The 26,951-nt window shown below is 72.3% G+C and carries 23 protein-coding genes and 2 pseudogenes; 14 read left to right on the plus strand and 11 right to left on the minus strand.

Annotation, left to right across the window (positions count from 1 at the left end; genetic code table 11):
• Nucleotides 1-73 precede the first annotated feature (73 nt).
• The gene (locus tag Prubr_RS02240; protein ID WP_212827357.1) at nucleotides 74-1,780 is read left to right on the plus strand and encodes a putative bifunctional diguanylate cyclase/phosphodiesterase; all 1,707 of its coding nucleotides are present in this window, start codon (nucleotides 74-76) and stop codon (nucleotides 1,778-1,780) included.
• A gap of 39 nt (nucleotides 1,781-1,819) precedes the next feature.
• Here the strand turns inward: Prubr_RS02240 and Prubr_RS02245 are convergent, their stop codons facing one another.
• The 4 genes from Prubr_RS02245 to Prubr_RS02260 all read right to left on the minus strand — a co-directional run bounded on the left by Prubr_RS02245 (nucleotide 1,820) and on the right by Prubr_RS02260 (nucleotide 6,199).
• The gene (locus tag Prubr_RS02245; protein ID WP_212821110.1) at nucleotides 1,820-2,968 is read right to left on the minus strand and encodes a glycosyltransferase family 4 protein; all 1,149 of its coding nucleotides are present in this window, start codon (nucleotides 2,966-2,968) and stop codon (nucleotides 1,820-1,822) included.
• The gene (locus Prubr_RS02250; protein WP_212821112.1) at nucleotides 2,965-4,224 is read right to left on the minus strand and encodes a M48 family metalloprotease; all 1,260 of its coding nucleotides are present in this window, start codon (nucleotides 4,222-4,224) and stop codon (nucleotides 2,965-2,967) included. The genes Prubr_RS02245 and Prubr_RS02250 overlap by 4 nt, the downstream gene beginning before the upstream one ends.
• A gap of 78 nt (nucleotides 4,225-4,302) precedes the next feature.
• Nucleotides 4,303-4,548 carry a hypothetical protein gene (locus tag Prubr_RS02255; RefSeq protein WP_212821114.1) on the minus strand — a complete coding sequence of 82 codons (246 nt, stop codon included), beginning with the start codon at nucleotides 4,546-4,548 and terminating at the stop codon, nucleotides 4,303-4,305.
• A 223-nt stretch (nucleotides 4,549-4,771) separates the two neighbouring features.
• Nucleotides 4,772-6,199: an NYN domain-containing protein gene (locus Prubr_RS02260; RefSeq protein ID WP_212821116.1), complete on the minus strand. Its 1,428-nt coding sequence runs from the start codon at nucleotides 6,197-6,199 to the stop codon at nucleotides 4,772-4,774.
• Between the two features lie 127 nt (nucleotides 6,200-6,326).
• On the opposite strand from Prubr_RS02260, the gene Prubr_RS02265 reads away from it, so the two are divergent.
• The 6 genes and pseudogenes from Prubr_RS02265 to Prubr_RS02290 all read left to right on the plus strand — a co-directional run bounded on the left by Prubr_RS02265 (nucleotide 6,327) and on the right by Prubr_RS02290 (nucleotide 13,883).
• Entirely contained in the window at nucleotides 6,327-8,066 is a 1,740-nt protein-coding gene (locus tag Prubr_RS02265) for a DEDD exonuclease domain-containing protein (RefSeq protein WP_281425875.1), read from the plus strand.
• Between the two features lie 152 nt (nucleotides 8,067-8,218).
• Complete coding sequence (locus Prubr_RS02270; protein WP_212821120.1) at nucleotides 8,219-10,009, plus strand: RelA/SpoT family protein; 1,791 nt, start codon at nucleotides 8,219-8,221, stop codon at nucleotides 10,007-10,009.
• Between the two features lie 595 nt (nucleotides 10,010-10,604).
• Nucleotides 10,605-11,129, plus strand: a pseudogene (locus tag Prubr_RS36595) (NUDIX hydrolase); the annotation flags it as partial.
• A gap of 266 nt (nucleotides 11,130-11,395) precedes the next feature.
• Complete coding sequence (locus tag Prubr_RS02280; protein WP_212828989.1) at nucleotides 11,396-12,268, plus strand: nucleotidyltransferase family protein; 873 nt, start codon at nucleotides 11,396-11,398, stop codon at nucleotides 12,266-12,268.
• A gap of 211 nt (nucleotides 12,269-12,479) precedes the next feature.
• Nucleotides 12,480-12,767 (plus strand): Lrp/AsnC family transcriptional regulator, encoded by a 288-nt coding sequence (locus Prubr_RS02285; RefSeq protein WP_212821124.1) that lies wholly within the window; start codon nucleotides 12,480-12,482, stop codon nucleotides 12,765-12,767.
• 264 nt (nucleotides 12,768-13,031) lie between these two features.
• Complete coding sequence (locus Prubr_RS02290; protein ID WP_212821126.1) at nucleotides 13,032-13,883, plus strand: alpha/beta hydrolase family protein; 852 nt, start codon at nucleotides 13,032-13,034, stop codon at nucleotides 13,881-13,883.
• A 136-nt stretch (nucleotides 13,884-14,019) separates the two neighbouring features.
• Here the strand turns inward: Prubr_RS02290 and trpD are convergent, their stop codons facing one another.
• From trpD to Prubr_RS02305, 3 genes and pseudogenes are all read right to left on the minus strand, one after another.
• Nucleotides 14,020-15,069: an anthranilate phosphoribosyltransferase gene (gene trpD / locus Prubr_RS02295; RefSeq protein WP_212821129.1), complete on the minus strand. Its 1,050-nt coding sequence runs from the start codon at nucleotides 15,067-15,069 to the stop codon at nucleotides 14,020-14,022.
• 59 nt (nucleotides 15,070-15,128) lie between these two features.
• Entirely contained in the window at nucleotides 15,129-15,542 is a 414-nt protein-coding gene (locus tag Prubr_RS02300; RefSeq protein ID WP_212821131.1) for a response regulator, read from the minus strand.
• Between the two features lie 289 nt (nucleotides 15,543-15,831).
• Nucleotides 15,832-16,782: pseudogene (locus Prubr_RS02305) on the minus strand (cytochrome c oxidase assembly protein); the annotation flags it as partial.
• Nucleotides 16,783-16,891: 109 nt separating this feature from the next.
• Here Prubr_RS02305 and ctaE point away from each other — a divergent pair.
• The 4 genes from ctaE (at nucleotide 16,892) to qcrB (ending at nucleotide 21,146) form a co-directional block, all read left to right on the plus strand.
• Entirely contained in the window at nucleotides 16,892-17,491 is a 600-nt protein-coding gene (gene ctaE, locus Prubr_RS02310) for an aa3-type cytochrome oxidase subunit III (protein WP_212821133.1), read from the plus strand.
• 81 nt (nucleotides 17,492-17,572) lie between these two features.
• Entirely contained in the window at nucleotides 17,573-18,430 is an 858-nt protein-coding gene (qcrC, locus tag Prubr_RS02315; protein ID WP_212821135.1) for a cytochrome bc1 complex diheme cytochrome c subunit, read from the plus strand.
• Nucleotides 18,427-19,530, plus strand: coding sequence for a cytochrome bc1 complex Rieske iron-sulfur subunit (qcrA, locus tag Prubr_RS02320; RefSeq protein ID WP_212821137.1), 1,104 nt, complete (start codon nucleotides 18,427-18,429; stop codon nucleotides 19,528-19,530). Before qcrC ends, qcrA begins: the two co-directional genes overlap by 4 nt.
• On the plus strand, nucleotides 19,527-21,146 hold the full coding sequence (qcrB, locus tag Prubr_RS02325) for a cytochrome bc1 complex cytochrome b subunit (RefSeq protein WP_212821139.1): 1,620 nt from the start codon (nucleotides 19,527-19,529) through the stop codon (nucleotides 21,144-21,146). The genes qcrA and qcrB overlap by 4 nt, the downstream gene beginning before the upstream one ends.
• 110 nt (nucleotides 21,147-21,256) lie before the next feature.
• On the opposite strand, the gene Prubr_RS02330 is transcribed toward qcrB, so the two are convergent.
• The gene (locus tag Prubr_RS02330; protein WP_212821141.1) at nucleotides 21,257-21,958 is read right to left on the minus strand and encodes a DUF6882 domain-containing protein; all 702 of its coding nucleotides are present in this window, start codon (nucleotides 21,956-21,958) and stop codon (nucleotides 21,257-21,259) included.
• Nucleotides 21,959-22,101: 143 nt separating this feature from the next.
• Between Prubr_RS02330 and Prubr_RS02335 the strand changes: the two genes are divergently transcribed.
• Nucleotides 22,102-22,518 carry a CBS domain-containing protein gene (locus Prubr_RS02335; protein ID WP_212821142.1) on the plus strand — a complete coding sequence of 139 codons (417 nt, stop codon included), beginning with the start codon at nucleotides 22,102-22,104 and terminating at the stop codon, nucleotides 22,516-22,518.
• A gap of 69 nt (nucleotides 22,519-22,587) precedes the next feature.
• Here the strand turns inward: Prubr_RS02335 and Prubr_RS02340 are convergent, their stop codons facing one another.
• The 3 genes from Prubr_RS02340 to ctaC form a co-directional block, all read right to left on the minus strand.
• A complete protein-coding gene (locus Prubr_RS02340) occupies nucleotides 22,588-23,499 on the minus strand; it encodes a PhzF family phenazine biosynthesis protein (protein WP_212821144.1) in 912 nt (303 codons plus the stop codon).
• 120 nt (nucleotides 23,500-23,619) lie between these two features.
• Nucleotides 23,620-24,045, minus strand: coding sequence for a cytochrome c oxidase subunit 4 (locus Prubr_RS02345; RefSeq protein ID WP_212821146.1), 426 nt, complete (start codon nucleotides 24,043-24,045; stop codon nucleotides 23,620-23,622).
• 9 nt (nucleotides 24,046-24,054) lie between these two features.
• Complete coding sequence (gene ctaC, locus Prubr_RS02350; protein WP_212821148.1) at nucleotides 24,055-24,996, minus strand: aa3-type cytochrome oxidase subunit II; 942 nt, start codon at nucleotides 24,994-24,996, stop codon at nucleotides 24,055-24,057.
• 122 nt (nucleotides 24,997-25,118) lie between these two features.
• On the opposite strand from ctaC, the gene Prubr_RS02355 reads away from it, so the two are divergent.
• Nucleotides 25,119-26,309, plus strand: coding sequence for a cysteine desulfurase family protein (locus Prubr_RS02355; protein WP_425517978.1), 1,191 nt, complete (start codon nucleotides 25,119-25,121; stop codon nucleotides 26,307-26,309).
• Nucleotides 26,310-26,429: 120 nt separating this feature from the next.
• Entirely contained in the window at nucleotides 26,430-26,660 is a 231-nt protein-coding gene (locus Prubr_RS02360; RefSeq protein WP_212827359.1) for a sulfurtransferase TusA family protein, read from the plus strand.
• Nucleotides 26,661-26,951: the final 291 nt, after the last annotated feature.

Raw genomic sequence — 26,951 nt, forward strand, 5'->3', positions numbered from 1 at the left:
CGCCACCCACCCGGGGCGAACCGCCTTCGCCGCCGCCTGGGCCCGGGCGGTCACCGGCACCTGCTACGTGCCGATGACGCAGACCGAACTCGAGGCGTACCTCGGCGGGCTGACCGACCGGCTCGCCGAGGCGCTGCGCGCCGAGCCGTTCCACCCCCGGGCCGGCTACCAGATCGGGGTCGACCTGATCGACGCCCACATCGCCGCCCCCGAAGGGCTCGGCCGCACCGTCGAGGTGATCGACCTGCGGCTGCTGCGCGACCTCGGGATGTCCGGCGCGGACGCCCGGGACCGGCTCTCCCGGCTGCTCGGCACGGTGGCCACCGGCTATACCCGGGCGCTTCGCGACCGGACCCTCGACGAGCAGGAGTCGATCCGGCGGGCCGCGATGGTGGCCCGCCAGCAGGCCGAGACGGCGCTCCGGGAGAGCGAGGCCCGCTTCCGGCACCAGGCGACCCACGACCCGCTCACCGGGCTGCCCAACCGCACCCTTTTCACTCAGTCGCTCGACGCCGTCTTCGCCGGTCCGCACCGGGACCGCCGGCTCGGCGTCTGCTTCGTCGACCTCGACGGCTTCAAGATGATCAACGATGCGCTCGGGCACCAGATCGGCGACCGCCTGTTGGTGTCGGTCGCCGACCGGCTGCACCGCGCCGTCGGCGGGCATCTGGTGGCCCGGCTCGGCGGCGACGAGTTCGTGATCCTGGTCGAGGACAGCACCTGCACCGAAGACGTCGTACGGGTCGCCGACGCGGCCCTGCGGGCCATCGCCGGGCCGGCCATCGTGGAGGGACACGAGCTGACTGTGTCTGCCAGCGCCGGCATCGTCGAACGCCCCGTCGCCGGCACCACCGCCGGCGACGTCATGCGGGCCGCCGACGTCACCCTGCACTGGGCCAAGGACGCCGGCAAGGGCCGGTGGTCGCTGTTCGATCCGGTACGCAACGAAGAGGAGATCACCCGCTACGCGCTGTCGGCGGCGATGCCGGCCGCGATCGACCACGGCCAGTTCTATCTCGACTACCAGCCGCTGGTGTCACTCTCCGACGAACGGATCCTCGGCGTCGAGGCTCTGGTGCGGTGGCGGCACCCGGAGACCGGAATCCTGCGGCCGGACAAGTTCATCGGCCTCGCCGAGGAGACCGGCCTGATCGTCCGGCTCGGCGGCTGGGCGCTCGCCGAGGCCTGCCGCGAGGCGCGACGCTGGCTCGACCTCGATCCCGGCGCACCGTTCGTCAGCGTCAACCTCGCCGTCCGGCAGGTCCACGACCCCGGGCTGGTCGACGAGGTCCTCGCCCTGCTCGACCACACCGGCCTGCCGCCCGGACGCCTTCAGCTCGAAATCACCGAGAGCGCCCTGATGAGCAACTCGGCGGGCCCCGTACGCGCCCTGCGCACCCTCTACGACCGCGGCATCCGGATCGCGATCGACGACTTCGGTACCGGCTACTCCAACCTCGCCTACCTGCGAACCCTGCCGGTCCACGAGCTGAAGATCGCCGGCTCGTTCGTCGAGGGACTGCGCCGGCCGTACCCGGACCTGGCCACCGCGACCGACGAGCGGATCCTGACCACCCTGGTCTCGCTCGCGCACACCCTCGGCCTCACCGTGACCGCCGAGGGTGTCGAAACCGCCTGGCAGGCCGAACGCCTACGGGCGATCGGCTGCGACACCGCACAGGGCTACCTGTTCGGCCGGCCCGGCCCGGCGGACGACATCACGGCCCGGCTCGGCCGACCGGTCGGCACCACCGTCGTCGGCTCCCGGCCGACCCCCTGAGTTCCGCGCCGCCGGTCGGGACCCGACCGGCGGTCGCCGTCAGGTCGGGGGACACAGCAGCGCCGACAACCGGGCCGCCTGCGTCTCCCAACGCCACTCCCGCTCCACCCAGGCCCGGCCCGCCGCACCCATCCGTCGGGCCAGCTCGCGGTCGGCGAGCAGCCCGGCTACCCGGTCGGCGACCGCGGCGACGTCCCGCCCACCGACGACGTATCCGGTCTCGCCCTCGACCACCGCGTCCGGCGCGCCACCGGAGTCACCGGCGACGACCGGCAGCCCGGTCGCCGACGCCTCCAGGTAGACGATGCCGAGCCCCTCCACGTCGAGCCCCCGGTTTCGGGTGCGGCACGGCATCGCGTAGACGTCGCCGGCCGCGTAGTGCGCCGGCAACTCCGCCCACGGCACCGACCCGGTGAAGACCACGTCGGATTCGACGCCGGCCTCGCGGGCCAACCGTTCGAGCGTCGCGCGGTGGGGGCCGCCACCGACCACGAGCAGCGCCGCCCCCGGCACCCGGCGGCGGATCGCCGGCAGCGCCCGGATCAGCACGTCCTGTCCCTTGCGCGGCACCAGCCGGGAGACACACACCACCACCGGCCGGTCGGCGAGTCCGAGCCGGGCCCGGACCCCGGCACCGTCCACCCCGGGGTGGTACGCCTCGACGTCGACCCCGGGCGCGAGCCGTTCGAGCCGGGTCAGCCCGCGCAGCGCCCGGTCGAGCCGTACCCGGGTGTATTCGCCCAGGTAGGTGACGACGTCGTTGCCCCGGGCGATCCGGCGCAGGGTGGCCCGGGCGCCGGGCAGCGCCGTCCAGCCGACCTCGTGGCCGTGGGTCAGCGCGACCGCCCGCCGCACCCCGGCCCGCCTCCGCAGCCCGGCGGCGAGCAGCCCGAGCGGGGCGGCGGCACCGAACCAGACCGTGTCGCAGTCGTACGCCCGGGCCAGTCGGGCGGCGCGACGGGCCACCGCCGGCGTCGGCAGCAGCATGCCGGTGTCCTCGCGCACCACCTCGAACGGCTGCTCGGCGTCGAACTTGTCGGCGCCGGACCAGGTCGATGCGTAGACGACGACGGAGCCGGCCGGCTGCCGCAGCGCCAGGTTGTGCACGAACTGCTGGATGCCGCCCGGCCGGGGCGGGAAGTCGTTGGTGATCAACAGGGTCCGGTGGCTGACGCCTGATCCGCTCACGGGCGGTCTCCTTCGGCGAAGGCGCGGGCGGCGGCGATGCGTTGCACGGTGGACGGGTGCGACGCCGACCAGAGCTGGTGCCAGGGCGGCGGGTCGGGGTCGCCGAGGTTGACCGCGAAGAGCCGGCGCTGCATCGCCTCGAACGTCGCCGGGTCGCCGGTCAGCGTCAGCGCGTGGACGTCGGCCCGCCGCTCGACCTGCCGGGACACCAGGGCCTGTACCGGGGTGGCGACCAGCGCGCCGACCGCGACCACGGCCAGCAGCAGCGGAAACGCCCGCGGTTCGGCGATCGAGTCGACGCCGGCCGCCCGCAGCAGCCCGCCCCACGAGCCGAGCAGGAAGACGGTGACGACCGCCGCCGCGGCACCCAGGGCACCGATCAGGGTGCCGGTGAACACGTCGTCGTTACTCGTGTGCCCCAACTCGTGGGCGACGACGGTCTTCACCTCACCCGGGGTCGCCTCGCGCAGCAGCGTGTCGTAGACGACGATGCGTCGGGTCGGCCCGATGCCGGAGACGTACGCGTTGACGGCCCGGGTACGCCGTGAGGCGTCGGCGACCAGTACGTCGCGCACCGGCGCCCCGTCGCGTTCGGCGAGCGCCATCAGCTCGGTACGCAGCGGGCCCTGCGCCATCGGGGTGAACCGGTTGAAGACCGGCTCGACGACCACCGGCAGGATCAGCGACAGCAGTACGACCAGGATCGCGGCCCCGGCGGCGCCCAGCGCCCACCACCAGCGGGGGGCCAGCCGGGTCACGGTGTAGAAGACCAGCAGCGCCACCCCGCCGATGACGGCGCTGACCACGTACGACTTGAGCAGGTCGGCGGTCCAGCCGCCCCAGCCCTGGGTGGAGAGTCCGTGCCGGCTGACGACGGCGTGCCGCCAGGCGGCGAACGGCAGCGTGGCGAGGTCGGCGACGAGCACCACCACGAGCCCGCCGACCAGCGCCTGGGCGATCCAGTGGTCACCGAAGGGCCGGCCGCCGAGCGCGACGAGCGTGGCGCCCAGCGGGGTCAGGCCGAGCAACAGGGCCACGACCAGGCCGACCGCGAGCGCACCGTAGCTGCCCGGCCGCAGCGCGGCGTGGAAAGCGCGCCCCCGCTCGACGTCGTCGGCCGGCAGGTCGCGCAGGGCGGCGAGCTGCTCGGCCCGGGGGGCCGCCGGGTCATTCCACGGCACCAGCAGGAGCACCACGACGACCAGGGCCACGACGAGTGCGGCGAGCGTGACGGCCGCCCACGTCCGAGTGGTCATCCGGACCGTCCCCCTCCGCCACGCCGGTGTGCGCCCAATCCTATGGCCCACCGCCGTGCCGTCCGGGCCGGGCGGGCGCTACGCGACGCGGCGGGCGCGGGAACGGCGACGGGTGGGTGGGGCGAGGCGTACCGGCCCGGCGGTGGTCGGCGGCCGGTCGGTGATCACCTGTGGGTCGAGCCCGGCCCGGGCCAGGATCTCCAGCACCTGGCGGTCGTCGGGGGTCAGTTCGGCTATCTCGCGGGGGGCGTCGAACAGCGCGGTGACCACGCACTCCCGACAGGCCGCACCACGGACGGTGCAGCTCTGGCAATCGATGAGCATCGCCACTCCTTCAGCGTTGCGGGGTCCGCACGCCGGCCCCCGGCTCCTCGTCCGACGGTGGTCCGTCGCGGACCGACCACCGTCGGTGACGTGACGATATGGCCGGGGTACGACAAAACCCGGCACGCGGGATGAGCCGTCAAGATCTGGTCATCCCTGCCGGAACCCCACGCGGTGCCCCAAACACCACCACCCGGCCGGCCAGGACAGAAGAAACCGCAGGTCAGGAGCGGGCGAGGCGACGCAGCAACGAGTCGGCACCGAGCGGATAGGCGCCGTGGCGACGTACCCCGTCGGCGACCTCGCGGTCCGACGAGACGACGACCACCGCGCGGCCGGCGGGCTCGGCCCGGACCAGGCGGCGGATCAGCTCGTCGGCGGTCTCCCCCTTGCGGGAGAACAGCACCCGCACCCCGCGCGGCGCCGGCGGCAGCCCGTGCACCCGCTCGGCGCCGTCGAAGACCACCGTCACCTCGTCGCCGGTCTGCGCGGCGATCCCGCCCAGCCCGGTGATCAGCCGCTTGCGCTGCTGCTCCAGCGACATCTCGGCGAACCCGCGCTTGGTGACGTTGTAGCCGTCGACCACCAGGTGCGCCCGCGGCAGCGCGAGCAACTGGTCGAGCCGCCCCGGGTCGTCGGTGTCCTGGGCACGGGCCCGGGCCTTGTCGGGGGCGCCGGGCACCTCGGCGAACTCGTCGGCGACGAAGTCGGCCGGCAGCCGGTCGGCCGGATCGAGCGCCAGCTCCCGGCGCAGCCCCACGGCGGCCTGCCCGATGGTCTCCAGAAGCAACCAGAGGCGGGCGTCGTCGACCGACCGGGCCTCCTTGGCGCTGTGCCGGGCGGCGCCGGCCAGCGACTCGGCCTCGGCCAGCCGGGCCCGCAGACGGCGCAGCTCGGCGTCGTGGTCGGCGGCGGCCCGGTTGGCCCGGCCCTTCTCGGTGGCCAGCAGTTCGGCGGCGCGCCGCTCCCGGGCCTGGGTCTCGCGCAGCGTACGGGCCAGCACCCGGGACTCCTCGCGCAGCTGCCCCAGTTCCTCGCGGACCCGGGCCAGCTCGTCACGCAGCTTGTCGGCCTCGACCTTGGCGACCGCCCGGTCGTGCTCGGCCCGGGTGGCCCGCTGCTCGGCCTCCCGGACCAGCTCGGCGACGACCGCGCTGTCGGCCTCGGCCCGTACGGCCGCACCGGCGGCCTCGACCAGGTCGCGCCAGCCGGCCGGGCGGGCCAGGTAGGCCAGGGCGGCCACCTCGACCGGGTCGGCGGCGGCCGGACACGCCCCCTCGATGACGGCCGCGCCCAGCTCACCGGCCTCGGCGAGCACCCGATTGGTGATCCGCTGCCGGAAGAGCGGGTCGCCGGCGAGCTGGGTGGCGATGGCGGCACCGCCGAGCCGGGCCCGGCGGTTGGGCGCGAACTTGGCGACCTTGCGCAACGCGACCGGCAGTTCGTCCGCCGGCAGGCCCGGCAGCATGCCCGCGGCCAGCCCCACCACCCGCTGCCGGACCTGCTCGGGCAGCACCGGCTCGGGCTCGAGATCCGGTCCGGCGTCGCCGCCCGCCGCCGCGTCGTCCGGCGGCGCGTCCGCCTCCACGGCGCGCGCAGCGTCGACCGCCGCCACGGGCAGGCGGTCGTCGGACGGTTCCGGCAGGGACATCAGACAAGTCTCCCACCGTCCCGGCGTCGCCCGCTCGATGGCTCAACGAACTGACCCCGGAGACCAGATCGTTACCGGTGGTACCCGTGGGGCGGGAGTGTCGTACCGGCACCGTACCCTGCCGCCCGTGGTCCGACCCGATTACGTCCAGGGCACCCTCGACGCCCAGCTCGCCGACCCCGGCGCCGTGTCGCTCCGCGAGACCACCTTCGTCGTGCTCGACCTGGAGACGACCGGCGGCGCCCCGGACGGCGGGGGCATCACCGAGATCGGCGCGGTCAAGGTCCGCGGCGGCGAGGAGTTGGGCATCCTGGCGACCCTCGTCAACCCGGGTGTGCCGGTGCCGCCGTTCATCACCGTGCTGACCGGCATCACCCAGGCGATGGTCGCCCCGGCCCCGCCGGTCGAGGCGGTGCTGCCCAGCCTGCTGGAGTTCCTGCGCGGCGCCGTGCTGGTGGCGCACAACGCGCCGTACGACGTCGGGTTCCTCAAGGCGGCCTGTGCCCGGCACGGCTATCCGTGGCCCAACCCCCGGGTGCTCGACACCGCCGCGCTGGCCCGTCGGGTGCTCACCCGCGACGAGGTGCCCAACCGCAAGCTCGGCACGCTCGCCGCCTACTTCCGTACCCGGCAGCAGCCGACCCACCGGGCCCTCGACGACGCGAAGGCGACCGTCGACGTACTGCACGGGCTGATCGCCCGGCTGGGCGGGCACCGGGTGCACACCATCGGCGACGCGATGGAGTTCGCCAAGGCGGTCACCCCGACCCAGCGGCGCAAACGGCACCTCGCCGACGGGCTGCCGCACGTGCCCGGCGTCTACATCTTCCGCGCCGCCGACGACCGCCCCCTCTACGTCGGCACGTCGGTCGACATCGCGACCCGGGTACGCAGCTACTTCACCGCCGCGGAGAAGCGGGCCCGGATGTCGGAGATGATCGGGGCGGCGCAGCGGGTGGAGGCGGTCGAGTGTGCCCACGCGCTCGAGGCCGAGGTACGCGAGCTGCGGCTGATCGGGGCGCACGCGCCGCCGTACAACCGGCGGTCGAAGTTCCCCGACCGGGTCGTCTGGCTCAAGCTCACCCGGGAGCCCTACCCACGGCTGTCCGTGGTCCGGGCGCTGGGCGCCGACGACGACGCCTACCTGGGGCCGTTCACCTCGCGCCAGGCGGCCGAGCTGGCCGCGGCCGGCCTGCACGACGCGGTGCCGCTGCGGCAGTGCACGCACAAGCTGTCGACCCGCACCACGATCGCGGCCTGCGTACTGGCCGAGCTGGGCAGGTGCGCGGCACCGTGCGAGCACGGCATCTCGGTGGCCGACTACGACCGGAGCGCCGTCGCGCCGTTCCGGACCGCCGCCACCGACCCGCAGGTGGTCGTCGACGCGCTGCTGGCCCGCATCGACACCCTGGCCCAGACCCAACGCTACGAGGAGGCGGCGGTCGTACGCGGCCGGCTCGCCGCCGTGCTGCGGGCCGCCATCCGGATGCAGCGGCTCACCGGGCTGACCACGATCGCGCAGCTGGTGGCCGCCCGACGGGCCCCGGCGGGCGGGTGGGAGATCGCCGTCGTACGCCACGGCCGGCTCGCGGCGGCCGGCACGTCGCCGCCGGGTGTCCACCCCCGACCGACGCTGGACCTGCTCCGGGCGACCGCGGAGACGGTGTTGCCGGGCACCGGGCCGATCCCGAACGCCACGGCGGAGGAGACGGAGCGGATCCTGTCGTGGCTCGAACGACCGGAAACCCGACTGGTCGAGACCTCCACCGGATGGATGTCACCCGTTCGTGGCGCGGCTCGTTACCGTGAGCTGCTCAGGAGGGCCGAAGGGGCACCGTCGACAAAAGACTCGACCGAACGCCCATAAGCAACCAACCGATCGGACTACCATCCCTCGCATAGGCTGTTGGACAAGTAGATTACTGGCAGCCAACGCCCGGTTCGGACGCCTGCCGACCCGTCCAACATGTCCGGACAGTGGTCGGGGCGTCACAGGGCGGGGTGAGGAGGTGTCACCGCGTGGACCTCGACGCCGGCCGCGGCGCCGTTCTCGGACGCGCCCTGTCGACAAAGCAGAGCGAGATCCCGCTGACCAGACGCCTACGGTCGCTGCTGTCATGGCCGTCGTCCGACGACGACCCGGTCGCCAGACTGGCCCGCGCCCACCGCGGCGTCCACCCCTCCGCCGACACGGCCGTCCTGCGCCGCAGCTACGCCATCGCCGACAACATGCACCGCGGCCAGTTCCGCAAGAGCGGCGAGCCCTACATCACACATCCGCTGGCCGTCGCGCAGATCTGCGCCGAACTCGGCATGGACACCACCACCCTGGTCGCCGCGCTGCTGCACGACACCGTCGAGGACACCCAGTACACGCTGCAGGCGCTCGACGACGACTTCGGCCCCGAGGTCGCCCACCTGGTCGACGGCGTCACCAAGTTCGACAAGGCGTTCTACGGCAAGGCCGCCGAGGCCGAGACCATCCGCAAGATGATCGTCGCCGCCGGCAAGGACGTCCGGGTGCTGATCATCAAGCTGGCCGACCGGCTGCACAACATGCGTACGCTCGACGCCCGCTCGCCGGCCTCCCGGGCCCGGATCGCCCGCGCCACCCAGGACGTACTGGTGCCGCTCTGCGACCGGCTCGGCATCCAGGCGCTCAAGCGCGACCTCGACGACACCGTACTGCTACATCTGGAGCCCGAGGCACACGCCCAGATCAAGCAACACGTCGAACACCGTCCCGGATGGAACGAATACCTGGCGCACTTCGTGGCCCAGGCAAAAGTGGCGCTGCGCCACCACCGGGTCACCGCCTCGGTGGCCGTCCGTGACCGGCACCTCTACTCGATCTGGAAGGACACCGTCGCACAGCGGTCACCGGTCCCCCACGACCTACCCCGCATCGCCGTGGTCGTCGATGGCCCCGACACCGACTGTTACGCCGCGCTCGGCGCCATCCACGGACGCTGGCGCCCCGTCGCCGGCCGCTTCAAGGACTTCATCGCCTCACCGAAGAACAACCTCTACCGGTCGCTGCACACCACCGTCGTCGGCCCCGACGAACGCCCCGTCGAAGTGCTGATCCGCACCGAGACCATGCACCGGTCCGCCGAATACGGCGTCGCCGAACAGTTCCGCTTCCCCAGGGCCGACGGCGAACGGGAAAGCGGCGCCGACCAGCTCGGCTGGCTACGCCGGGTACTCGACTGGCAGCAGGAGACCGCCGACTCGGCCCAGTTCCTCGAATCGCTGCGCTGCGACCTGTCCGAGAGCCAGATCCAGGTCTTCTCCAACGGCCGTCAACTCGTCCTGCCGGCCGGCTCCACACCGGTCGACCTGGCGTACGAACTCGGCAGCGACAAGGGCGACCACTGCCTGGCGGCGAAGATCAACGGCCGGCTGGCCCCCCTGTCGTCCCAACTCGACGACGGCGACGTCGTCGAGATCTTCACCGAGAGCGACGGGCACGCCCACATCGACGCGACGAGCGCCGCGGCCGGACCACGCCGCGAATGGCTCGGCTTCGTCAAGTCACCACACGCCCAGATGCAGATCAACCGCTGGTTCGCCGAACACGAGGAACCCGGCATCAGCATCACCGACAAGGTACGCCTCGGACGCGCCACCATCGGCCTCGCACTGCGCAAACACGACCGTGGACTGGCCAACGACGCGCCACTACGGCGACTCGCCGGAGAGATGGGCTATCCCGACCTGGAGACGATGCTCGTCGCGGTGGTCGACCGCGCCATCGAGCCGGACCAGGTGGTCGAACAGTTGATCGATCTGGTGGACAAGCGGAATTAGAAGCCCTTCGGGCTGCTCAAGTGCATCTCTTGTCGTGAGTGCCGGGTTAACCCCGTGGCAGCGGGCTTCGTGGGTGCCGGGTTAACCCCCGTGGCAGCGGGCTTTGTGGGTGTCGGGTTAAGCCCGTGGCAGCGGGCTTTGTGGGTGTCGGGTTGCCTCTCCGGTGCGGGCTTGTCAGGTGTGTGTGAGGGACGTGCGCGGAGCGCACGTAGACCGAACAGGACCAGAGCAGCTTTACGGGCCGTGGGGCGGGGCAGGGTGACTCGAGCGGGCGCCGCACCTCGACATCGGCCGCACCATCGTTTCAGGGGGGCGGGCCGGGGCGGGCCCCGTGGGGTGGGGGCTGCTGGGGGGCTGTGGGGTGAGGGCTGGGGCTGTGGGCGGGGGCTGTTGTGGGCGACAGCGGCGGAATCGGCGTGCTCACAGCGGATTCGCGAGCGTGACGGTGGTGCGTCGAACCTGGGGGGTGGCGTTCGTCTGGCCTCGATCGTCTGTGGTTCGGACACCCGACGCGCCGGCGGCGGAGCGCCTCAGCCGCAGACGATCTCGACGGGGGTGTGAGCCGGGTCTCGGGTGGGGGCTCTAGCCTTGGGGGGTGAACTCCCGGCGGTCGCCCAGTCGTGCCCTGTTCTACCGGACGTTCTACCGCCTGCCGCATCCGGTGCGGCGACGGCTCGTCCGGCTCGCCGTACCGAAGTACATCGTCGGGGCGGTGACCCTGCTGCGCGACAGCGAATCCGACGCGCCCGGCCGGCTCCTGCTGCTGCGCCAGCCACCCGGACGCGGCTGGAGCCTGCCGGCCGGCCTGCTGCAACGCGGTGAGGCACCGGTCGTCGGGGCAGCCCGCGAACTGCACGAGGAGAGCGGCGTCCACCTGCCGCCCAGCGCCCTGCGGCCGGCCGTCCCGAACGCGATCGTGCATGCCAAGGGCTGGGTCGACGTCGTGTTCGAGGCATCCGTACCGGCCTCCGGCACGACCCTGTCCGTCGACGGTGCCGAGGTGTTCGAGGCCGGATGGCACCGGCTCGACGCGCTGCCCCGGCTGACCCCGGCGACCGCCCGGCTGCTCGCCCACTACGGCATCGGCCCGCTCGCCGCCCCCGGCCCAGCAAGCGCCCCCGGCCCGGCAAGCGCCTCCGGCCCAGCGGGCGACGCCGGCCCCGCAAGCGCTGCCGGCCGAACGGACGCTGCCGGCCGAACGGACGCTGCCGGCCCAGCGGGCGACGCCGACCAAACCGGCAACGCCGGCCCTGCGGGCGCTGCACCGGCCGACGCCCGACGGGCTGCCGCCGAAGCGGGCGGCGACAGCACAACCGGCTCCCCGGCGGAGCCTGCGACCGTGTCGGAGGACGCGCCGGCCCGACGGTCCGATCCGGAGGGTGGTCGGTGACCGGGCCGACCGGCGGGGCGGCGGCCGGCAGCGGCGTACCCGATGGGGTCTGCGCCGTCGTGCTGGCCGCCGGCGAGGGCCGGCGCCTGCGGCCACTGACCGAACAACTGCCCAAGGCGCTGTGTCCGGTCGGGAACGTGGCGCTGCTCGACCGGGCGCTGGACCGGGTCGCCGGGCTCGGCCTCACCGGAACCGACCGGGTCGCCGTCAACGCCTGCTACCTCGGTGACCAGGTGGTCGCCCACGTCGGCGGCCGGACCCACCTGTCGGTCGAGCCCGGCGCGCCGTTGGGCACCTCCGGCGGGATCGGCAACCTGCGGGACTGGATCGGCGGGCGGGGAGTGCTCGTAGGCAACGCCGACGCGTACCTTGCCGGGGCCGTGCCACCGGGTGCCGACATCGCGGCGCTGCTCGCCGGCTGGGACGGTGAAACCGTACGCCTGCTCGGGCAGCCGCTCGACGACCCGGCCGAACGGGGCGGCTTCGGCGGACACCGCTTCGCCGGGTTCTCCCTGCTGCCCTGGCGGTACGTCCGGGACCTGCCGCCGGATCCGGCGGAGCTGGTACGTACCGTCTGGCGGCCCGCCGAGGCCGACGGCGCGCTCGAGGTGGTGCCGTTCGCCGGCACCTACCTGGACACCGGCACGCCGCGTGACTATCTGGCGGCCAACCTGCACGCGGCCGGCGGCGGTGAGCTGGTGGACCCGCGGGCGCGGGTGACCGGCAGGGTACGCCAGGCGGTGGTCGGCGCCGACGCGGAGGTGGCGGGGACGGTCCGGCGTGCGGTCGTCTGGCCGGGCGCGGTGGTGGCGGCCGGCGAGACCCTGAGCGACGCCGTCCGGGTCGGCCGCGACCTCACCGTCTCCTGATCCCCGTGACCAGGGAGCACCAAGCCCCTTGATCACCGTGATCAGGGATTGAGGCGGGCAAGTCGTCGGCGTGTCGAGGTACGCCGTCCCTGATCACCGCGATCAGGGAGCACTGCGTCCTCTGATCGGCGGGATCAAAGAGCGCGGGGGCAGGGTCCAGGCCGCGGATCTAGGATGTACGGCGACGTAGCTGGCGGGAAAGGTGGACCGGGTGATCACGGCGATAGTCATGGTTGACTGCGTAACCGATTCGATTCCCGAGGTGGCCGGCAAGCTGGCCGACCTGCCCGGGGTCAGCGAGGTCTACTCGGTCGCCGGTGGCGTCGACCTGGTCGCGATGGTCCGGGTCCGCGAGTTCGACCAGATCGCCGAGGTCATCGCCGGCGGAATCTCCAAGGTTGCGGGCGTGCTCGACACGCAGACGCACATCGCCTTCCGCGCCTACTCCCGGCACGACCTGGAAGAGGCGTTCGCGATCGGGCTCGCCGACGCCGACTGAGCCGGCGGAACCGCCGAACGTCGACCGAGCGATCGGAGCCACCGACGTCGACCGAGCCGGCGGGACCGCCGAACGCCGCCGGACCCGCCGACGCCGACCGAGCCACCAAGGCGTGCCGACGTGGCCTGAGCGGTACCGACGCCGACTCGGCGACCGGACGAGCAGCGACCGGACGAGCGGCGGGGCACACCGCCGTACCCGCGTCCGCCCTGGTGATCCGGAACACGCTACCCAGCGGTAACATCGCGCTCGTAGGCTGGCCCGGTGACGCTCGAATACACCCAGGAACATCTCGACCGGGGCACCGACCGCATCGGACTCCAGATCTATCCGGAACCCGATGGCGTGGTCGACGCTCCCGTCGTGGTGATCTTCCCGGCGATGGGCGTACGGGCGCACTACTACCGCCCCTTCGCCGCCGAACTGCGCGCCGCCGGACTCGCCGTCGTCGTCGCCGACCTGCGCGGCACCGGGACCAGCACGCCCCCGCCGAGCCGCGCCTCGACGTACGGTTACGCCGAACTCGTCGACGACGTCGGCGCGGTGCTCGACGCCGTCAAGCCCCGATTCGCCGGCCGGCGACGGCTGCTGCTCGGCCACTCGCTGGGCGGCCAGGCGGCCGTACTGCACCTGGCCCTCACCCGTGACGCGACCGTCGACGGGTTGGTGCTGGTCGCGGTCGGGATGCCGTACTGGCGTTTGTACCGGGGCGGCCGGCGCTACGGCGTGCTGCCGTACACGCAGGGCATCGTCGCCACGTCCGCGCTGCTGGGGGTGTGGCCGGGGTGGGGATTCGGCGGCCGGCAGGCGCGTGGGGTGATCCGCGACTGGGGACACACCGCACGGACCGGCCGCTTCCCGGCGATCGGCGGCGTCGACGCGGAGGCCGCCGTACCCGGGATCGACACCCCGGTCCTCGCGGTCAGCATGGACGACGACCAGTTCACCCCGCACGAGACGCTCGACCACCTGTGCGCCAAGTTCGAGTCCGCGCCCGTGCGGCGTGAGCGCTACACGATGGCGCAGGCCGGCGGCCGGCTGGACCACTTCGTCTGGGTACGCGCCAGCGCCCCGCTGGCGACCCGCATCGCCACCTTCGCCGAAACCCTCACCTGACCCGGCCCGCTCCGCCCCCACTCCCCCGCGATCTTGCACTTATCGCCCGACGAAACGGGCGAATGGAGGAGACAACTGCAAGATCGCGGGAAGCGGAGGCGCGGGAAGCGGAGATCGCGGGTGAGGTGCGCGGGGGTCAGGGGGCGGTGCGGGCCACCTCTACCCAGCGGTCGAGGAGGCGGGTGGCGGCGCCGGAGTCGACCGTGACAGCGGCCCGGTCCAGTCCGGCCCGCATCGAGGTCAGCAGGTCGCCGCCGAGCCCGCCGTGAGCGGCGAACGCCGCCGCCGCGTTGACCAGCACCGCGTCGCGTACCGGGCCGGGCTCGCCGGCGAACATCCGCCGCGCCGCCTCGGCGTTGAAGGCCGGGTCGCCGCCGCGCAGGTCGCCGGGCTGGGACCGGGCGACGCCGAGGTCGGCGGCGTCGGCGACGGCCTCGGTGACGGTGCCGTCGTGCACCACCCACACCCGCGTCGGCGCGGCGGTGCTGAACTCGTCGAGACCGTCCTCGCCGCGCATGACCAGCACCGAGTCGCGGCGGGCGGCGAAGACGCCGGCCATGACGGGAGCCATCCGGGAGTCGAAGCAGCCGATCGCGCCGTTGCGGGGCCGGGCCGGGTTGGTCAGCGGGCCGAGGAAGTTGAACGCCGTCGGTACGCCGATCTCACGCCGCGGCACGGCCGCGTGCCGCATGCCGGGGTGGAAACGACCCGCGAAGCAGAAGCCGATTCCGGCCTCGGTGACGCAGTGCGCCACGCCCTCGGGGCTGAGGTCGAGCGGAATGCCGAAGAACTCCAGCAGGTCGGCCGTGCCGCAGGAGGACGAGGCGGCCCGGTTGCCGTGCTTGACCACGGGTACGCCGGCGGCGGCGACCACGATGGCGGCCATGGTCGAGATGTTGACGGTGTGGGCCCGGTCGCCGCCGGTGCCGACGATGTCGATCGCGCGGGACCGCAGGTCGTCGGGCAGCTCGACGGGCACGGCCTGGGTCAGCATCGCCTCGACGAGCCCGCCCAGTTCGGCCGAGGTCTCCCCTTTGGCGCGCAGGGCCATCGCGAAGCCGGCGATCTGCGCCGGTGTCGCCGTACCCGACATGATCTCGCCCATGGCCCAGGCGGTGTCGGCGGTGGAGAGTTCTTCGTCGCGCAGCAGCGTGGACAGCAGGCTGGGCCAGGTCCGTTCGCCCATGGTGGGCCTCCCGAGCGGGGGTGGGGGTCGGAGTGCGGCGGCGACCCGGGCGGCGCCGGCTAGGTCGTCGCCACCGTGCCGCCCTTTGCGCCGGAACGCAGCAGGCGGGCGACGGTCTGCCCGGTGGTCACCGGGTCGAGGGGGTGCACGAGAGTGGCGTCGACCTGGGCGAACGCGGCAAGCCACTTGTCGGCGGCCCGGGCGATCACCACGCAGACGGGTGGGGTGTCGGACCGCTCGTCGCGGATCTGGCGGGCGATGCCGAGGCCGCCGGCGGGGGTCGCCTCGCCGTCGAGCAGCAGCAGGTCGATCTCGTAGTCGTCGACGTGCCGGAGGCATTCCGCGTAGCTCGACGCGTCGAGGAACTCGACCCGGAGGTCGCTCGCCGGCCGGGGGCCGACGGCGAGCCGCATCCGGTCCCGGACCTGCGGGTCGTCGCTGTAGAGCAGGACGGTGTAAAGACGATCGCTCATCGCTGGCAAGGCTCCCACGTCGTAGCTGCCCGCCGATCCTACCGGTCGGTCCGGACCCGGCCGGACCCCACCGCCCGGCCCACCGTCAGGCGGGTTTCCCGGCGGCCGGCTCGCGGCCGGCCGGTTCGTCGGCCGAACCGGCGAGATCGCCGTCCACCGCAGGCGCCGGCCGCGGAACCGCCGGGCCACCGTCCGGAGCCGCCGCCGCGGTCCCACCGCCCGTACCGGACGCGCCGCCGGCCGCCGCGCCGCCCACACCGGCCGCACCGGCCGCGTCGCCAGCCGCCGGGTCGGACGCCCCGCGGGCCAGTTCGCGGGCCTCCTGGCGGTCGAGTTCGCGGTCCATCCGGCGGGCCTCCCGCTCGGACTGCCGCATCCACTGCACGACGAGTACGGCCAGCATGGTCACGCTGACGAACTCGCCGCCGGCCCACAGGATCCCGCCGGCGATCTTCTGGTCGGTCCACGGGTCGGCCCAGGCGAGTTGCAGCGACGGGTACCAGTCACCGCCGAACAGCGTGCTGCTCTGCATGATCGTGAGCCCCAGCACGGTGTGGAACGGCACCGACAGCACCATGAGCAGCGCGCGACCCGGGTAGGGCCACCGGCCGGGCAGCGGGTCGAGCCCGATCAGCGGCCAGAAGAACAGGCAGCCGGTGAGGATGAAGTGGACGTGGACCACCTCGTGGACGAACGCGTTCTCCAGGGTGACCCGGTAGAGCCCGGTGAAGTAGAGCACGAACGGGTTGACGACGAAGAGCCCGAACGCGAAGAGCGGATGCGCGACCACCCGGGCGAGCCGGCTGTGCACCACGGCCAGCAGCCGGCGGCGCGGCCCGGCACCGAGGGTGCGCAACGCCAGGGTCACCGGGGCGCCGAGGGCGAGGAAGATCGGCGCGATCATGGACAGCACCATGTGCTGCACCATGTGCACCGAGAGCAGCGTGGTGTCGTACGCGTGCAGGCCGCTGAGCGTGACGGCGGCGATGCCGCCGAGGCCCGGCCCGATGAACAGCACGGTACGGGCGACCGGCCAGCGGTCGCCGCGCAGCCTCAGCCGGTGCACGCCGTAGAGGTAGAGACCGGCGGCCAGGACCAGGCCGAGGGCGAGCCAGTTGTCGACCCGGGCCTGGGTGAAGAGGGTGGCGACGGTGAACGGCGGCGGTAGGGCCTCGCCCTGCGCCGCGACCGCCAGGAGCTGGGCCGGGGTCACGGCGGTGATCGGATCGACCTGGAGCACGTTGCCGAGGCTAGGCCAGCCGAAGCGGGCGAGGTCAGCCGACCCGTGATTCACCCCAGTTTGGTGACCCCGACGATCGGCGAACCTGGTCGGGGGCAATAATGACCGCGTGACTGCGGCCCCAGCCATTGACAAGAGCCGGATCCACTCTCTGACGCGTCCCAACATGGTCAGCGTCGGGACGATCGTGTGGCTCTCGAGCGAGCTCATGTTCTTCGCGGCGCTGTTCGCGATGTACTTCTCCATCCGCGCTGCGGACTACAGCATGTGGGAGAAGCACACGCCGGTGCTCAACATCCCGTACGCGACGACCTTCACGGTGATCCTGGTGCTGTCCTCGATCACCTGTCAGATCGGCGTGTTCGCGGCGGAGCGGGGTGACGTGCACGCGTTGCGACGCTGGTTCACGATCACCTTCATCATGGGGTTGATCTTCATTCTCGGACAGCTCAACGAGTACCGCGAGCTGGTGCACCACGGCATCAAGATCAACACCGACGGGTACGGCTCGATGTTCTACCTGACCACCGGCTTCCACGGACTCCACGTGGCCGGCGGCCTGGTGGCCTTCATCATCTTCATGATCCGCACCACCATGGGCCGGTTCACACCGGCGCAGGCGACCTCGGCGATCGTGGTGTCCTACTACTGGCACTTCGTCGACGTCGTGTGGATCGCCCTCTTCGCCATGATCTACTGGCTTCAGTGATCTTGGCGAATCGCGCTGTCACAATCCGCGCCGCCGCCCCGTCCCTGAGACAAGGTCGAGAAACCGTTAAGGACACAGGCCATGACTTCTGACACCCCCGCCGACCGGCGCGGCGACCGCGAGCGCGGCCTGCTCGCGCGGCTCCGCCGCGGGCGGTCCACACCCCGCAGCCGGGGCCGCCGGCGTGTGGGCGCCGCGTTCCGCCTGTTCGCCGCGTTGTTGCTGGCCGGTGGCGCGTACACCGTCTTCGCGCCCGGCCTGAACGCCGAGGACACCCCCCAGCTCACCAGCGCCGCCGAGGACGGCCGGGCGCTGTTCGACGTGAGCTGCGTGACCTGCCACGGTCGCAACGCGCAGGGTGTCGACGGGCGTGGACCGAGCCTCATCGGCGTCGGCGCGGCATCGGTGGAGTTCCAGGTCAGCACCGGCCGGATGCCGATGGCGAGGCAGGAGGCCCAGGCGCCGCGCAAGCCCCCGGTCTTCACCGACGAGGAGATCCGCCAGCTCGGCCAGTACATCCAGGAGCTCGGCGGCGGGCCGCAGGTCCCGGACGGCGACCTGGCGGCCGGCGGTGACGTCGCCAACGGCGGCCACCTCTTCCGGGTCAACTGCTCGTCCTGCCACGCCTTCAGCGGCGGCGGCGGCGCCCTCTCCTCCGGCAAGTACGCCCCGTCGCTGAACGATTCGACCGACCGGCAGATCTACGCCGCGATGCTCACCGGCCCGCAGAACATGCCGGTGTTCGGTGACAACCAGCTCACGCCGGAGCAGAAGGCCGACATCATCGCGTACGTCCAGGAGTCGCTGAAGACCGACGGCGACCCGGGTGGGTTCTTCAACCTCGGACGCTACGGCCCGGTCACCGAGGGCGTGGCGGTCTTCCTTGTCGGCATGGTCGCCCTGATCTTCGCCAGTCTGTGGATTGCGGGGAAGTCGTGAGCACGCACACCGAGACCAAGGCGCACAGCGCCGAACAGGAGCCGATCGACGTCCACGATCCGCGCCTGACCAACTGGGACGTCCTGCGCGAGGGTGCCCGGCGGGACGACATCGAGATCGTGCACTACGAGCCGCCCTTCCCGGTGCCCGGCACCAAGGCGGAGCGGCGCCTCGTCCGGGTCGTCGCCGCGTTCTTCCTGCTCACCGGCCTGGCCGCGACCGCGTTCCTGGCGGTCTACATCTGGTGGCCGTGGGAGCACGAGGCCGGCAACGGCCCCGACAAGTTCTACACGCCGTTGCTCGGGCTGACCCTGGGCATCGCCCTGCTCGGCGTCGGGTTCGGCATCCTGACCTGGGGCAAGAAGCTGATCCCGCACGAGGTGGCGATCCAGGGCCGGCACGACGGCGGCTCGCCGGCGGAGGACCGCAAGATCACCGGTAGCACGTTGACGTACATGGTCGACGAGCTGGGCGTGAAGCGTCGGCCGCTGCTCGGCATCTCGCTGCTCGCCGGGCTGGCGCCGGTCGCCGCCGTCGCCGCGGCGCCGTTGGTCGGCGGTCTGATCAAGAACCCGCACACGAACAACCAGATGTTCACCACGGGTTGGGCGCCGACCGTCGAGGGTGGTGCGACCCGGCTGATCCGGCTCACCCACTCCGACGGCACCCCGATCCGGCCCGAGGACGTCAGCGTCGGCGGCCAGATCACGGTGTTCCCCGGCATCCCCGGCGGTGCGACCAACAAGCACGCGGACTCCCCCACCCTGCTGATCCACCTGCGGGCCGACGACGCCCAGCTCGCCGCGGAGAACAACGCGCGCGAGAACCAGGCCGGCTACATGTGGGGCAACTACATCGCGTACTCGAAGATCTGCACCCACGCCGGTTGCCCGGCCAGCCTCTACGAGCAGCAGACCAACCGCCTGCTGTGCCCGTGCCACCAGTCACAGTTCCTGATCACCGACAACGCCCAGCCGATCTTCGGGCCCGCCAGCCGCAGACTGCCCCAGCTCCCGATCTCGGTCGACGAGGAGGGCTTCTTCGTGGCGACGTCCGACTTCAAGGAGACCGTCGGGCCAGACTTCTGGGAGCGGCCGTGAAGCGCCGGAAGAAGATTGACGTAGCCGCGCTGCCCGGCAAGGCCGGAGGCGCGGTCGACGACCGGCTCCAGGTGGCGACCCCCCTGCGGGCCCTGCTCAACAAGGTCTTTCCCGACCACTGGTCGTTCCTGCTCGGCGAGATCGCGCTCTTCTCGTTCGTCGTCGTGCTGCTCACCGGCGTGTTCCTGACCTTCTTCTACGACCCGTCGCTGTCGCACGTGGTCTACGACGGCAGCTACGCCCCGCTGCGCGGCCAGTCGATGACCGCGGCGTACGCGACCACGCTGGACATCTCGTTCGACGTCCGCGGCGGCCTGATCATGCGGCAGATGCACCACTGGGGGGCGCTGCTGTTCATGGCGTCGATCGTGGTGCACATGCTCCGGGTGTTCTTCACCGGCGCGTTCCGCAAGCCGCGGGAGCTGAACTGGATCATCGGTAGCCTGCTCTTCTGGGTCGGCTTCCTGGCCGGCTTCACCGGCTACTCGCTGCCCGACGACGGCCTGTCCGGCACCGGCCTGCGGATCGCCTCCGCCATCATGCTGTCGATCCCGGTGGTCGGCTCCTGGCTCACCTCGTCGATCTTCGGCGGGGAGTTCCCGGGCGAGGTCATCATGGGCCGCTTCTTCATCGCCCACGTGCTGCTCATCCCCGGTCTCCTGCTCGCGCTGATCAGCGCCCACCTCGGCCTGGTCTTCAAGCAGAAGCACACCCAGTGGCCGGGGCCGGGCCGGACGAACGACAACGTGGTCGGCGAGCGGATGTTCCCCCGTTACGCGATCAAGCAGGGCGGCTTCTTCATGATCGTCTTCGGCGTGATCGCGCTGCTGGGCGGTCTGTTCCAGATCAACCCGGTCTGGCTCTTCGGCCCGTACGAGGCCGCGGTGGTGTCGGCGGCGAGCCAGCCCGACTGGTACGTCATGTTCCTCGACGGCTCGACCCGACTCATGCCGGGCTGGGAGATCCACATCCCCATCGGCAACGGGTACGTCATCCCACCGCTGTTCTGGCCGACGGTGGCGCTACCCGGGGTCCTGACCATGCTGCCGATCTTCTATCCGTTCATAGAGGCGCGGCGCAACAAGGACTACCGGCACCACAACCTGCTCCAGCGGCCCCGGGACGTCCCGAACCGGACCGGCCTGGGCGCCATGGCCATCACGTTCTACCTGGTGCTGACCCTGTCCGGCGGCAACGACGTCATCGCCGACAAGTTCCACATCAGCCTCAACGCGATGACCTGGGCCGGCCGGATCGGCCTGATCCTGCTGCCGCCGATCGCCTACTACCTCACGTACCGGATCTGCCTGGGCCTGCAGCAGCACGACCGGGAGGTGCTGGCCCACGGCGTGGAGACCGGCATCATCCGCCGGCTGCCGGACGGCCGCTTCGTCGAGGTGCACCAGCCGCTGGGCGGCACGGACGAGCACGGCCACGGCGAACTGGAGTACGCGGGCTGGGTCGTACCGAAGAAGATGAACCGGCTCGGTGCCCTCGGTCCGGCCATCAAGGGCTTCTTCGTGCCGATCGAGAAGCCGGCCGAGGCGCCGGTCTCGCCGGGCCACCCGCCGGTCGAGGCCCGTACCGAGGAGAAGGAGATCAGCGGCAAGCGCTGACCACCGTCACCTGACGAATGTGGCGCCCACCCGATCCGGGTGGGCGCCACATTCGTTTCCGGGCCGCCACGGCCGCCCTGAGCGGGTCTGCGGGCCGGTACCGCCGCCGGTCAGGCTGCGCCGCGACCCACGATGGTGGAGGACATCTGCCCGATCCGGCCGAGGCTGTCGAACGTCACCGTCAACGTCCCGTCCGGCAGCCGCAGCCGTACCGTCGAACTGTCGTCGGCCTTCGTCCGGAGCCGGCGCAGGTGTGCGTACGACAGCAGGGCCCGGCGGTGGTCGCGGACGAGCCCGTTGGAGATCGCCTCGCCGATGACCCGGACCGTCCGGGGCAGGTCAGGTGCGGGCAGCGCCAACTCCGGACCCTCGATCAGCAGATAGAGGCGGGTGCCCGGGCCGGCCGCGAACGAATAGCTCGTCCAGCACCTCGTGACCACCTTCGCGGCCTCGGAGAGCCGGGCGGCGAGGTCCGGGGTGAGCGGGACCTCGGCGTCGGCCAGTTCCCGGATGCCGTGCTGCCGGCCGAACTCGGTCACCCGCTCGGACAGGGCGCCGACCTCCGGCGGGAAGCCGGATGGGTTGGCCCACCCCCACAGCCAGGTGTCCAGCCGCTCGGACGTCGACCCGAGCAGGCTGAGGGTGGTGCTCAACGTGCCCGTCCCGACGAAGTCCAGCCGCCGGGTGTTGAGGTCGCCCTGGAAGCGGTTCTCACCGAGCTGTTCGGTGAGGTCGAGCAGGTGCGCCTGGTGTTCCCAGGAGTAGAAGGCGGCGTCGTCGACGAGCGCGTCGAGGGTGAGGGGTTCTGGCATGCGCCAGAATCTACCGTCCGTTGTCGACCTGACTGTGGCTGTTCATCCCGATACGGACCGTGCCCGGCTGCCGGCCCGGACGGAGGAATCGGCCCCACCGGGGCGGGTACCCAACGCGGACCGGTAACGACGGAGGTACGAGAATGCGAAGCGCACGAGAGATCATGACGCCCGGCGTGACCTGCATCGGGGCCGACGACGACCTGCAGACCGCCGCCCGCCGGATGCTGGAGCTGGACGTCGGCTCGCTGCCCATCTGCGGAAGCGACAACCAGCTCAAGGGCATGCTGACCGACCGGGACATCGTGGTGAAGGTCATCGCGGCCGGCCGCGACCCGCGCGGCGTGACCGCCGGTGAACTGGCCGAGGGCAAGCCGGTGACCATCGGCGCGGACGACGATGCCGAGGAGATCCTGGAGACCATGGGCGAGTACCAGGTGCGCCGACTGCCGGTCATCGACGGGCACGAGCTGATCGGGATCGTCGCCGTGGCGGACGTCGCCCGGGCACTGCCCGACCGCCCGGTCGGCGATCTGGTCGAGTCCATCTCGCAGCACTGACCGCGTACGGGTCGGTGGCCGGGCGGCATCGGCCCGGTGGTTCGGCGGGCTCCGGCCCGCCGAACCGGCTCACCCGAGTTGAACCGCGGTCCCGGAGACCGCGATGCCGCTGCCGGGTTCCGCCGGCACGTCGACGACGATCGTCCCCGGACGGCCCAGGTCGTCGCCCTGGCGGACCGTGAGCCGGGCCGGCGGCCGGACGAGAGCCAGCTCGCGCAGATAGCCGCCCAGCGCCGCGGCGGCGGCACCGGTCGCCGGATCCTCCACGACACCGCCCGTGGGAAACGGGTTCCGGGCGTGGAAGAGGTCCGCGGACTCCCGCCAGACCAGGTTCACCGTCGCCCAGTCGTTGCGCTTCATGACCTTCAGGAGCGCGGGACCGTCGTAGTCGAGCGCGGCGAGCCGGGCCCGGGTGGCGGCGGCGATGATGGGATGCCAGGCACCGGCGAAGGCGGCGCGGGGCGGCATCGTCGGGTCCAGGTCATCGACCGACCAGCCGAGCGCGGACAGCGTCTCGGCGAGGTCCCCGTCGGAGACGGGCGCGGTGCGCGGCGGGACACTGACCAGGGTGGCCTGTACGGCACCGTCGGCGGTCCGGGTGGTCGTCACCTCGACCGGGCCGGACCTCGTACGCAGGAGCAGCGTTCCGGGGCCGTGCCGCCGGGCGTACGCGACCGCGGTGGCGATCGTGGCGTGCCCGCAGAAGGGCACCTCCATCAACGGACTGAAGTACCGCACGGTCCACTCGCCACCGGCGGATGGAACGCCGTCGGCGGCCGGCATGCCGGCGGCGGGCGGAATGCCGGCGGCGGGCGGAATGCCGGCGGCGGGCGGAATCAGGAACGCCGTCTCGGAGAATCCGACCTCGGCGGCGGTGGCCGCCATCGTCGCGTCGTCGATACCGGAGGCGTCGAGCACCACGCCGGCCGGATTGCCGCCGGCGGGGTCACTGGTGAAGGCGGCGTACCGCAGGATCTCCATCGGCCGACCCTATCGACGGGTCCGATGCGCGGAAACGGCCAACGGGTCGCCCGTGGCCCGTCCCGTTTCCGGGGGAACCAGGTGCGACCCGTTGGCCGACAGGCAGGTGCCGTGAGGTGGTCAGTGCTCGGCGGTACGCCGGGTGCCGGTGTAGTACTCGAAGAGCAGGCCGCACGCGGTGAGGATCACCGCGACCATGCCGACCGCGACCAGCCAGAGCTGCCAGAACACCAGGCCGAGACCGGCCACGGTCGCCGCCAGGGCGATCCCGAACGGCCAGTAGCTGCCGGGGCTGAAGAAGCCGATCTCACCGGCGCCGTCGCTGATCTCGGCGTCCGGACGATCCTCCGGCCGCAGGTCGATGCGCCGCGACACGAACCAGAAGAAGCCGCCGCACATCAGGCAGAGCAGGAACGACAGGGCCAGGGCCACCGTGCCGATCCACTCGACGTGGCCGAGCTGGCCGTTGGTCCAGAAGCCGTAGACGAAGGTCGCGGCGAGCAGGAAGCCGGCGATGATGAGGAACAGACGCCACTCGGTCTTCATGCCCGGGCCTCAGCTTCCCGCGCCGCTGGCGCTGTCGTTGCCGAAATTCTGCGTGGTGCGCTTGGTGTCGAACGGCACCGTCGTGGTCGCGAACGGCTCTTCACCGATCGAGGTCAGCGCCTCCTGCGGCGTGCTGCCGCCCTGCAGCGCGGTGAGGTACTGGTCGTACTGCTCCGGCGAGACGACCCGCAGCTCGAAGTTCATCATCGAGTGGTAGGTGCCGCAGAGTTCGGCGCAGCGGCCGACGAAGGCACCCTCGGAGTTGATGCTGGAGACCTCGAAGACGTTGCGGACGTTGCCCGGGAAGGCGTCGCGCTTGAAGAGCAGCTCCGGCACCCAGAACGAGTGGATGACGTCCTTGCTGGTCTCCTCGAAGCGGATGGAGCGCCCGCTGGGCAGGACCAGGACCGGGATGATGTCGTCGGAGCCGAGCACCGACGCGGTCGTGTTCGCCTCGGGGCCGATGCCGTCGCGGTAGTTGAACTGCCAGTTCCACTTGAACGCCACGACCTCGACGGTGACGTCGGGGTTGCGCGACGTCTTGTCGACGTCGGTCTGCACGATCGCCGTGTAGTAGAAGAGCACCGCCACGATCAGGATCGGCGCGATGGTGTAGAGGAACTCCATCGGCATGTTGAACCGGGTCTGCACGGGCAGCTCGTCGCCACGCTTGCGGTAGCGGATGATGCACCAGAAGATCAGGCCCCAGGTGAAGAAGCCGACGGCGAGCGCCGCGATGGTGGAGCCGATCCAGAGGTCGTACATCCGGTTGGCCTCGGGGGTGATGCCCTCCGGCCACCCGAAGCCGCCGAACGCGGCACCGACGTCACAGCCGGTGAGCGTGATCAGCGACACCGCGCCACCGGCACCGAGCCCGGCCAGCCGTCCAGCGCGGCTGCGCGCACCGCTCCTGGCGGTCGTGGGTCCTGATTCCGAGCCCCTTGCGAGCACCTTGTCCTGCCTCCTCGGGAGCGCCGCGGTGGGTGTTGGTTCGTCAGCACCGACGGCAAGGGCGTCACCGACGGTCGCAGATTACTCGACCATGCCCGGCCCGACGGCCTTGGGGTGGGCGAATGCCGTACCTGCCCACGCCGGGGACTACCGTCCTACGGGTGGGTGTGACAGGCGTTTACCTCGACGCGGCGACCGCGGCGCCGCCGCATCCGGTGGCCCGGGAGGCGCTGCTGGCGGCCCTCGCGGACGGCTGGGCCGATCCGGCCCGGCTGTACACGCAGGCCCGCCGGGCCCGCCAACTGCTCGACGCGGCCCGGGCCGCGACCGCGGAGACCCTCGGGGTACGCCCCGACGAGGTGTCGTTCACCGCCAGCGGCACGACCGCCGCGCACGCCGCGGTGCTGGGTGGGCTGGCGGGACGGCGTCGGGCCGGGTCGGTGCTGGTGCACTCGGCGATCGAGCACTCGGCGGTGCTGCACGCCGCGCGGCGGCACGAGGCGGCCGGCGGTTCGGCCGTCTCCGTGCCGGTGGACCGGCTCGGCCGGCTCGACCTCGACGCCTGGTCGGCGGCGGTGGCCGCGCCCGGGGTGGCACTTGCCGCGCTAATCAGCGCCAGCCACGAGGTCGGTACGGTCCAGCCGGTGGCGGCGGCCGCGCGGGCCTGCGCCGACGCCGGGGTGCCGTTGTACGTCGACGCGGCCCAGTCGGTCGGCCGGGTGCCGCTGCCGGACGGCTGGTCGGTGCTGACCGCCAGCGCCCACAAGTGGGGCGGCCCGCCCGGCGTCGGTGTGCTGGTGGTACGCAAGGGCACCCGGTGGGAGTCGCCCTATCCGGAGGACGAACGGGAGTCGGGGCGTACGCCCGGGGTGCTGGACCTGCCGGCGGTGGTCGCCGCGGCGGCGGCGTTGCGGGCGGTGGCGGCCGGGGCGACGGCGGAGGCGGCACGGCTCTCGGCGCTGGTCGACCGGATCCGGTCGACGGTGGCCGCGACGGTGCCGGACGTCGAGGTGGTCGGCGATCCGGTGGACCGGCTGCCACACCTGGTGACGTTCTCCTGCCTGTACGTCGACGGCGAGGCGCTGCTGCACGCCCTGGACCGGCGCGGCTTCGCCGTGTCGTCGGGTTCGTCCTGTACGTCGTCGACGCTGCGCCCGTCGCACGTACTGGAGGCGATGGGCGTGCTGTCGCACGGCAACGTACGCGTCTCCCTGCACCGCGACACGACGGAGGCGGAGGTGACCCGCTTCCTCGCCGAACTTCCCGAGGTCGTGGCCACCCTGCGTACCGAGGCCGGGGTGACCGACCTCTGACAGTGACCCGCCCCTGATCGCCGTGATCAGGGAGTACGTCGGGCGTGTCGTCGGCGGGTCGGGGTCCCCGGCCCCTGATCACGGGGATCTTGGAAGACGGTGCCGCACACGAAGGTGGGGGTGGAGACGGTGGAGGTGCTCGACTGCCGGGGGCAGCGGTGCCCGTTGCCGGTGATCAGACTGGCCCGGCGGCTGCCGGAGGTGGCGGTGGGCACGGTGCTGCGGGTGCTGGCCGACGATCCGGCGGCCGCCAACGACATCCCGGCCTGGTGCCGGATGCGCGGCCAGGAGTTCGTCGGCCCGACCGCCGTCGGGGACACCCCGGCGTACGACGTCCGCCGCACCACCTGACCAGGCCGGCGCCGCCCGAGGACGGCGCGCCCGAGGACGGCGCGCACAAGGACGGCGTGCGCGAGGGCTGATCAAGGACTAGTCGTGGCCGATTTGTCGGACTTGTCGCGCAACAAGTCCTTGATCAACGCGCCCGGCGGGCGATCATCGGCCGCCCCGGCGTCAGGGCTGCCGACAGGAGCTTGCTGCTGCGGCTCGCCCCGCCCTGGCCTCGATCGTCTGCTGTTCCGGCACTCCGCGCACGGCGTGTCGAACGCCTCAACCGCAGACGATCACGACGAGCGAGGCCGC

Source organism: Polymorphospora rubra (genome assembly GCF_018324255.1).
Lineage (GTDB): Bacteria > Actinomycetota > Actinomycetes > Mycobacteriales > Micromonosporaceae > Polymorphospora > Polymorphospora rubra.

Bases quoted from the DNA above. Each gene is read 5' to 3' on its own strand.
- Prubr_RS02300 (WP_212821131.1), bottom strand. From the start codon at position 15,542: ATGAGCGATCGTCTTTACACCGTCCTGCTCTACAGCGACGACCCGCAG.
- Prubr_RS02345 (WP_212821146.1), bottom strand. From the start codon at position 24,045: ATGAAGACCGAGTGGCGTCTGTTCCTCATCATCGCCGGCTTCCTGCTC.
- Prubr_RS02355 (WP_425517978.1), top strand. From the start codon at position 25,119: ATGCCGTACCTGCCCACGCCGGGGACTACCGTCCTACGGGTGGGTGTG.
- Prubr_RS02255 (WP_212821114.1), bottom strand. From the start codon at position 4,548: ATGCTCATCGATTGCCAGAGCTGCACCGTCCGTGGTGCGGCCTGTCGG.
- Prubr_RS02250 (WP_212821112.1), bottom strand. From the start codon at position 4,224: ATGACCACTCGGACGTGGGCGGCCGTCACGCTCGCCGCACTCGTCGTG.
- Prubr_RS02330 (WP_212821141.1), bottom strand. From the start codon at position 21,958: ATGCCAGAACCCCTCACCCTCGACGCGCTCGTCGACGACGCCGCCTTC.
- Prubr_RS02340 (WP_212821144.1), bottom strand. From the start codon at position 23,499: ATGGAGATCCTGCGGTACGCCGCCTTCACCAGTGACCCCGCCGGCGGC.
- Prubr_RS02335 (WP_212821142.1), top strand. From the start codon at position 22,102: ATGCGAAGCGCACGAGAGATCATGACGCCCGGCGTGACCTGCATCGGG.
- qcrC (WP_212821135.1), top strand. From the start codon at position 17,573: ATGACTTCTGACACCCCCGCCGACCGGCGCGGCGACCGCGAGCGCGGC.
- Prubr_RS02260 (WP_212821116.1), bottom strand. From the start codon at position 6,199: ATGTCCCTGCCGGAACCGTCCGACGACCGCCTGCCCGTGGCGGCGGTC.
- trpD (WP_212821129.1), bottom strand. From the start codon at position 15,069: ATGGGCGAACGGACCTGGCCCAGCCTGCTGTCCACGCTGCTGCGCGAC.
- Prubr_RS02240 (WP_212827357.1), top strand. From the start codon at position 74: ATGACGCAGACCGAACTCGAGGCGTACCTCGGCGGGCTGACCGACCGG.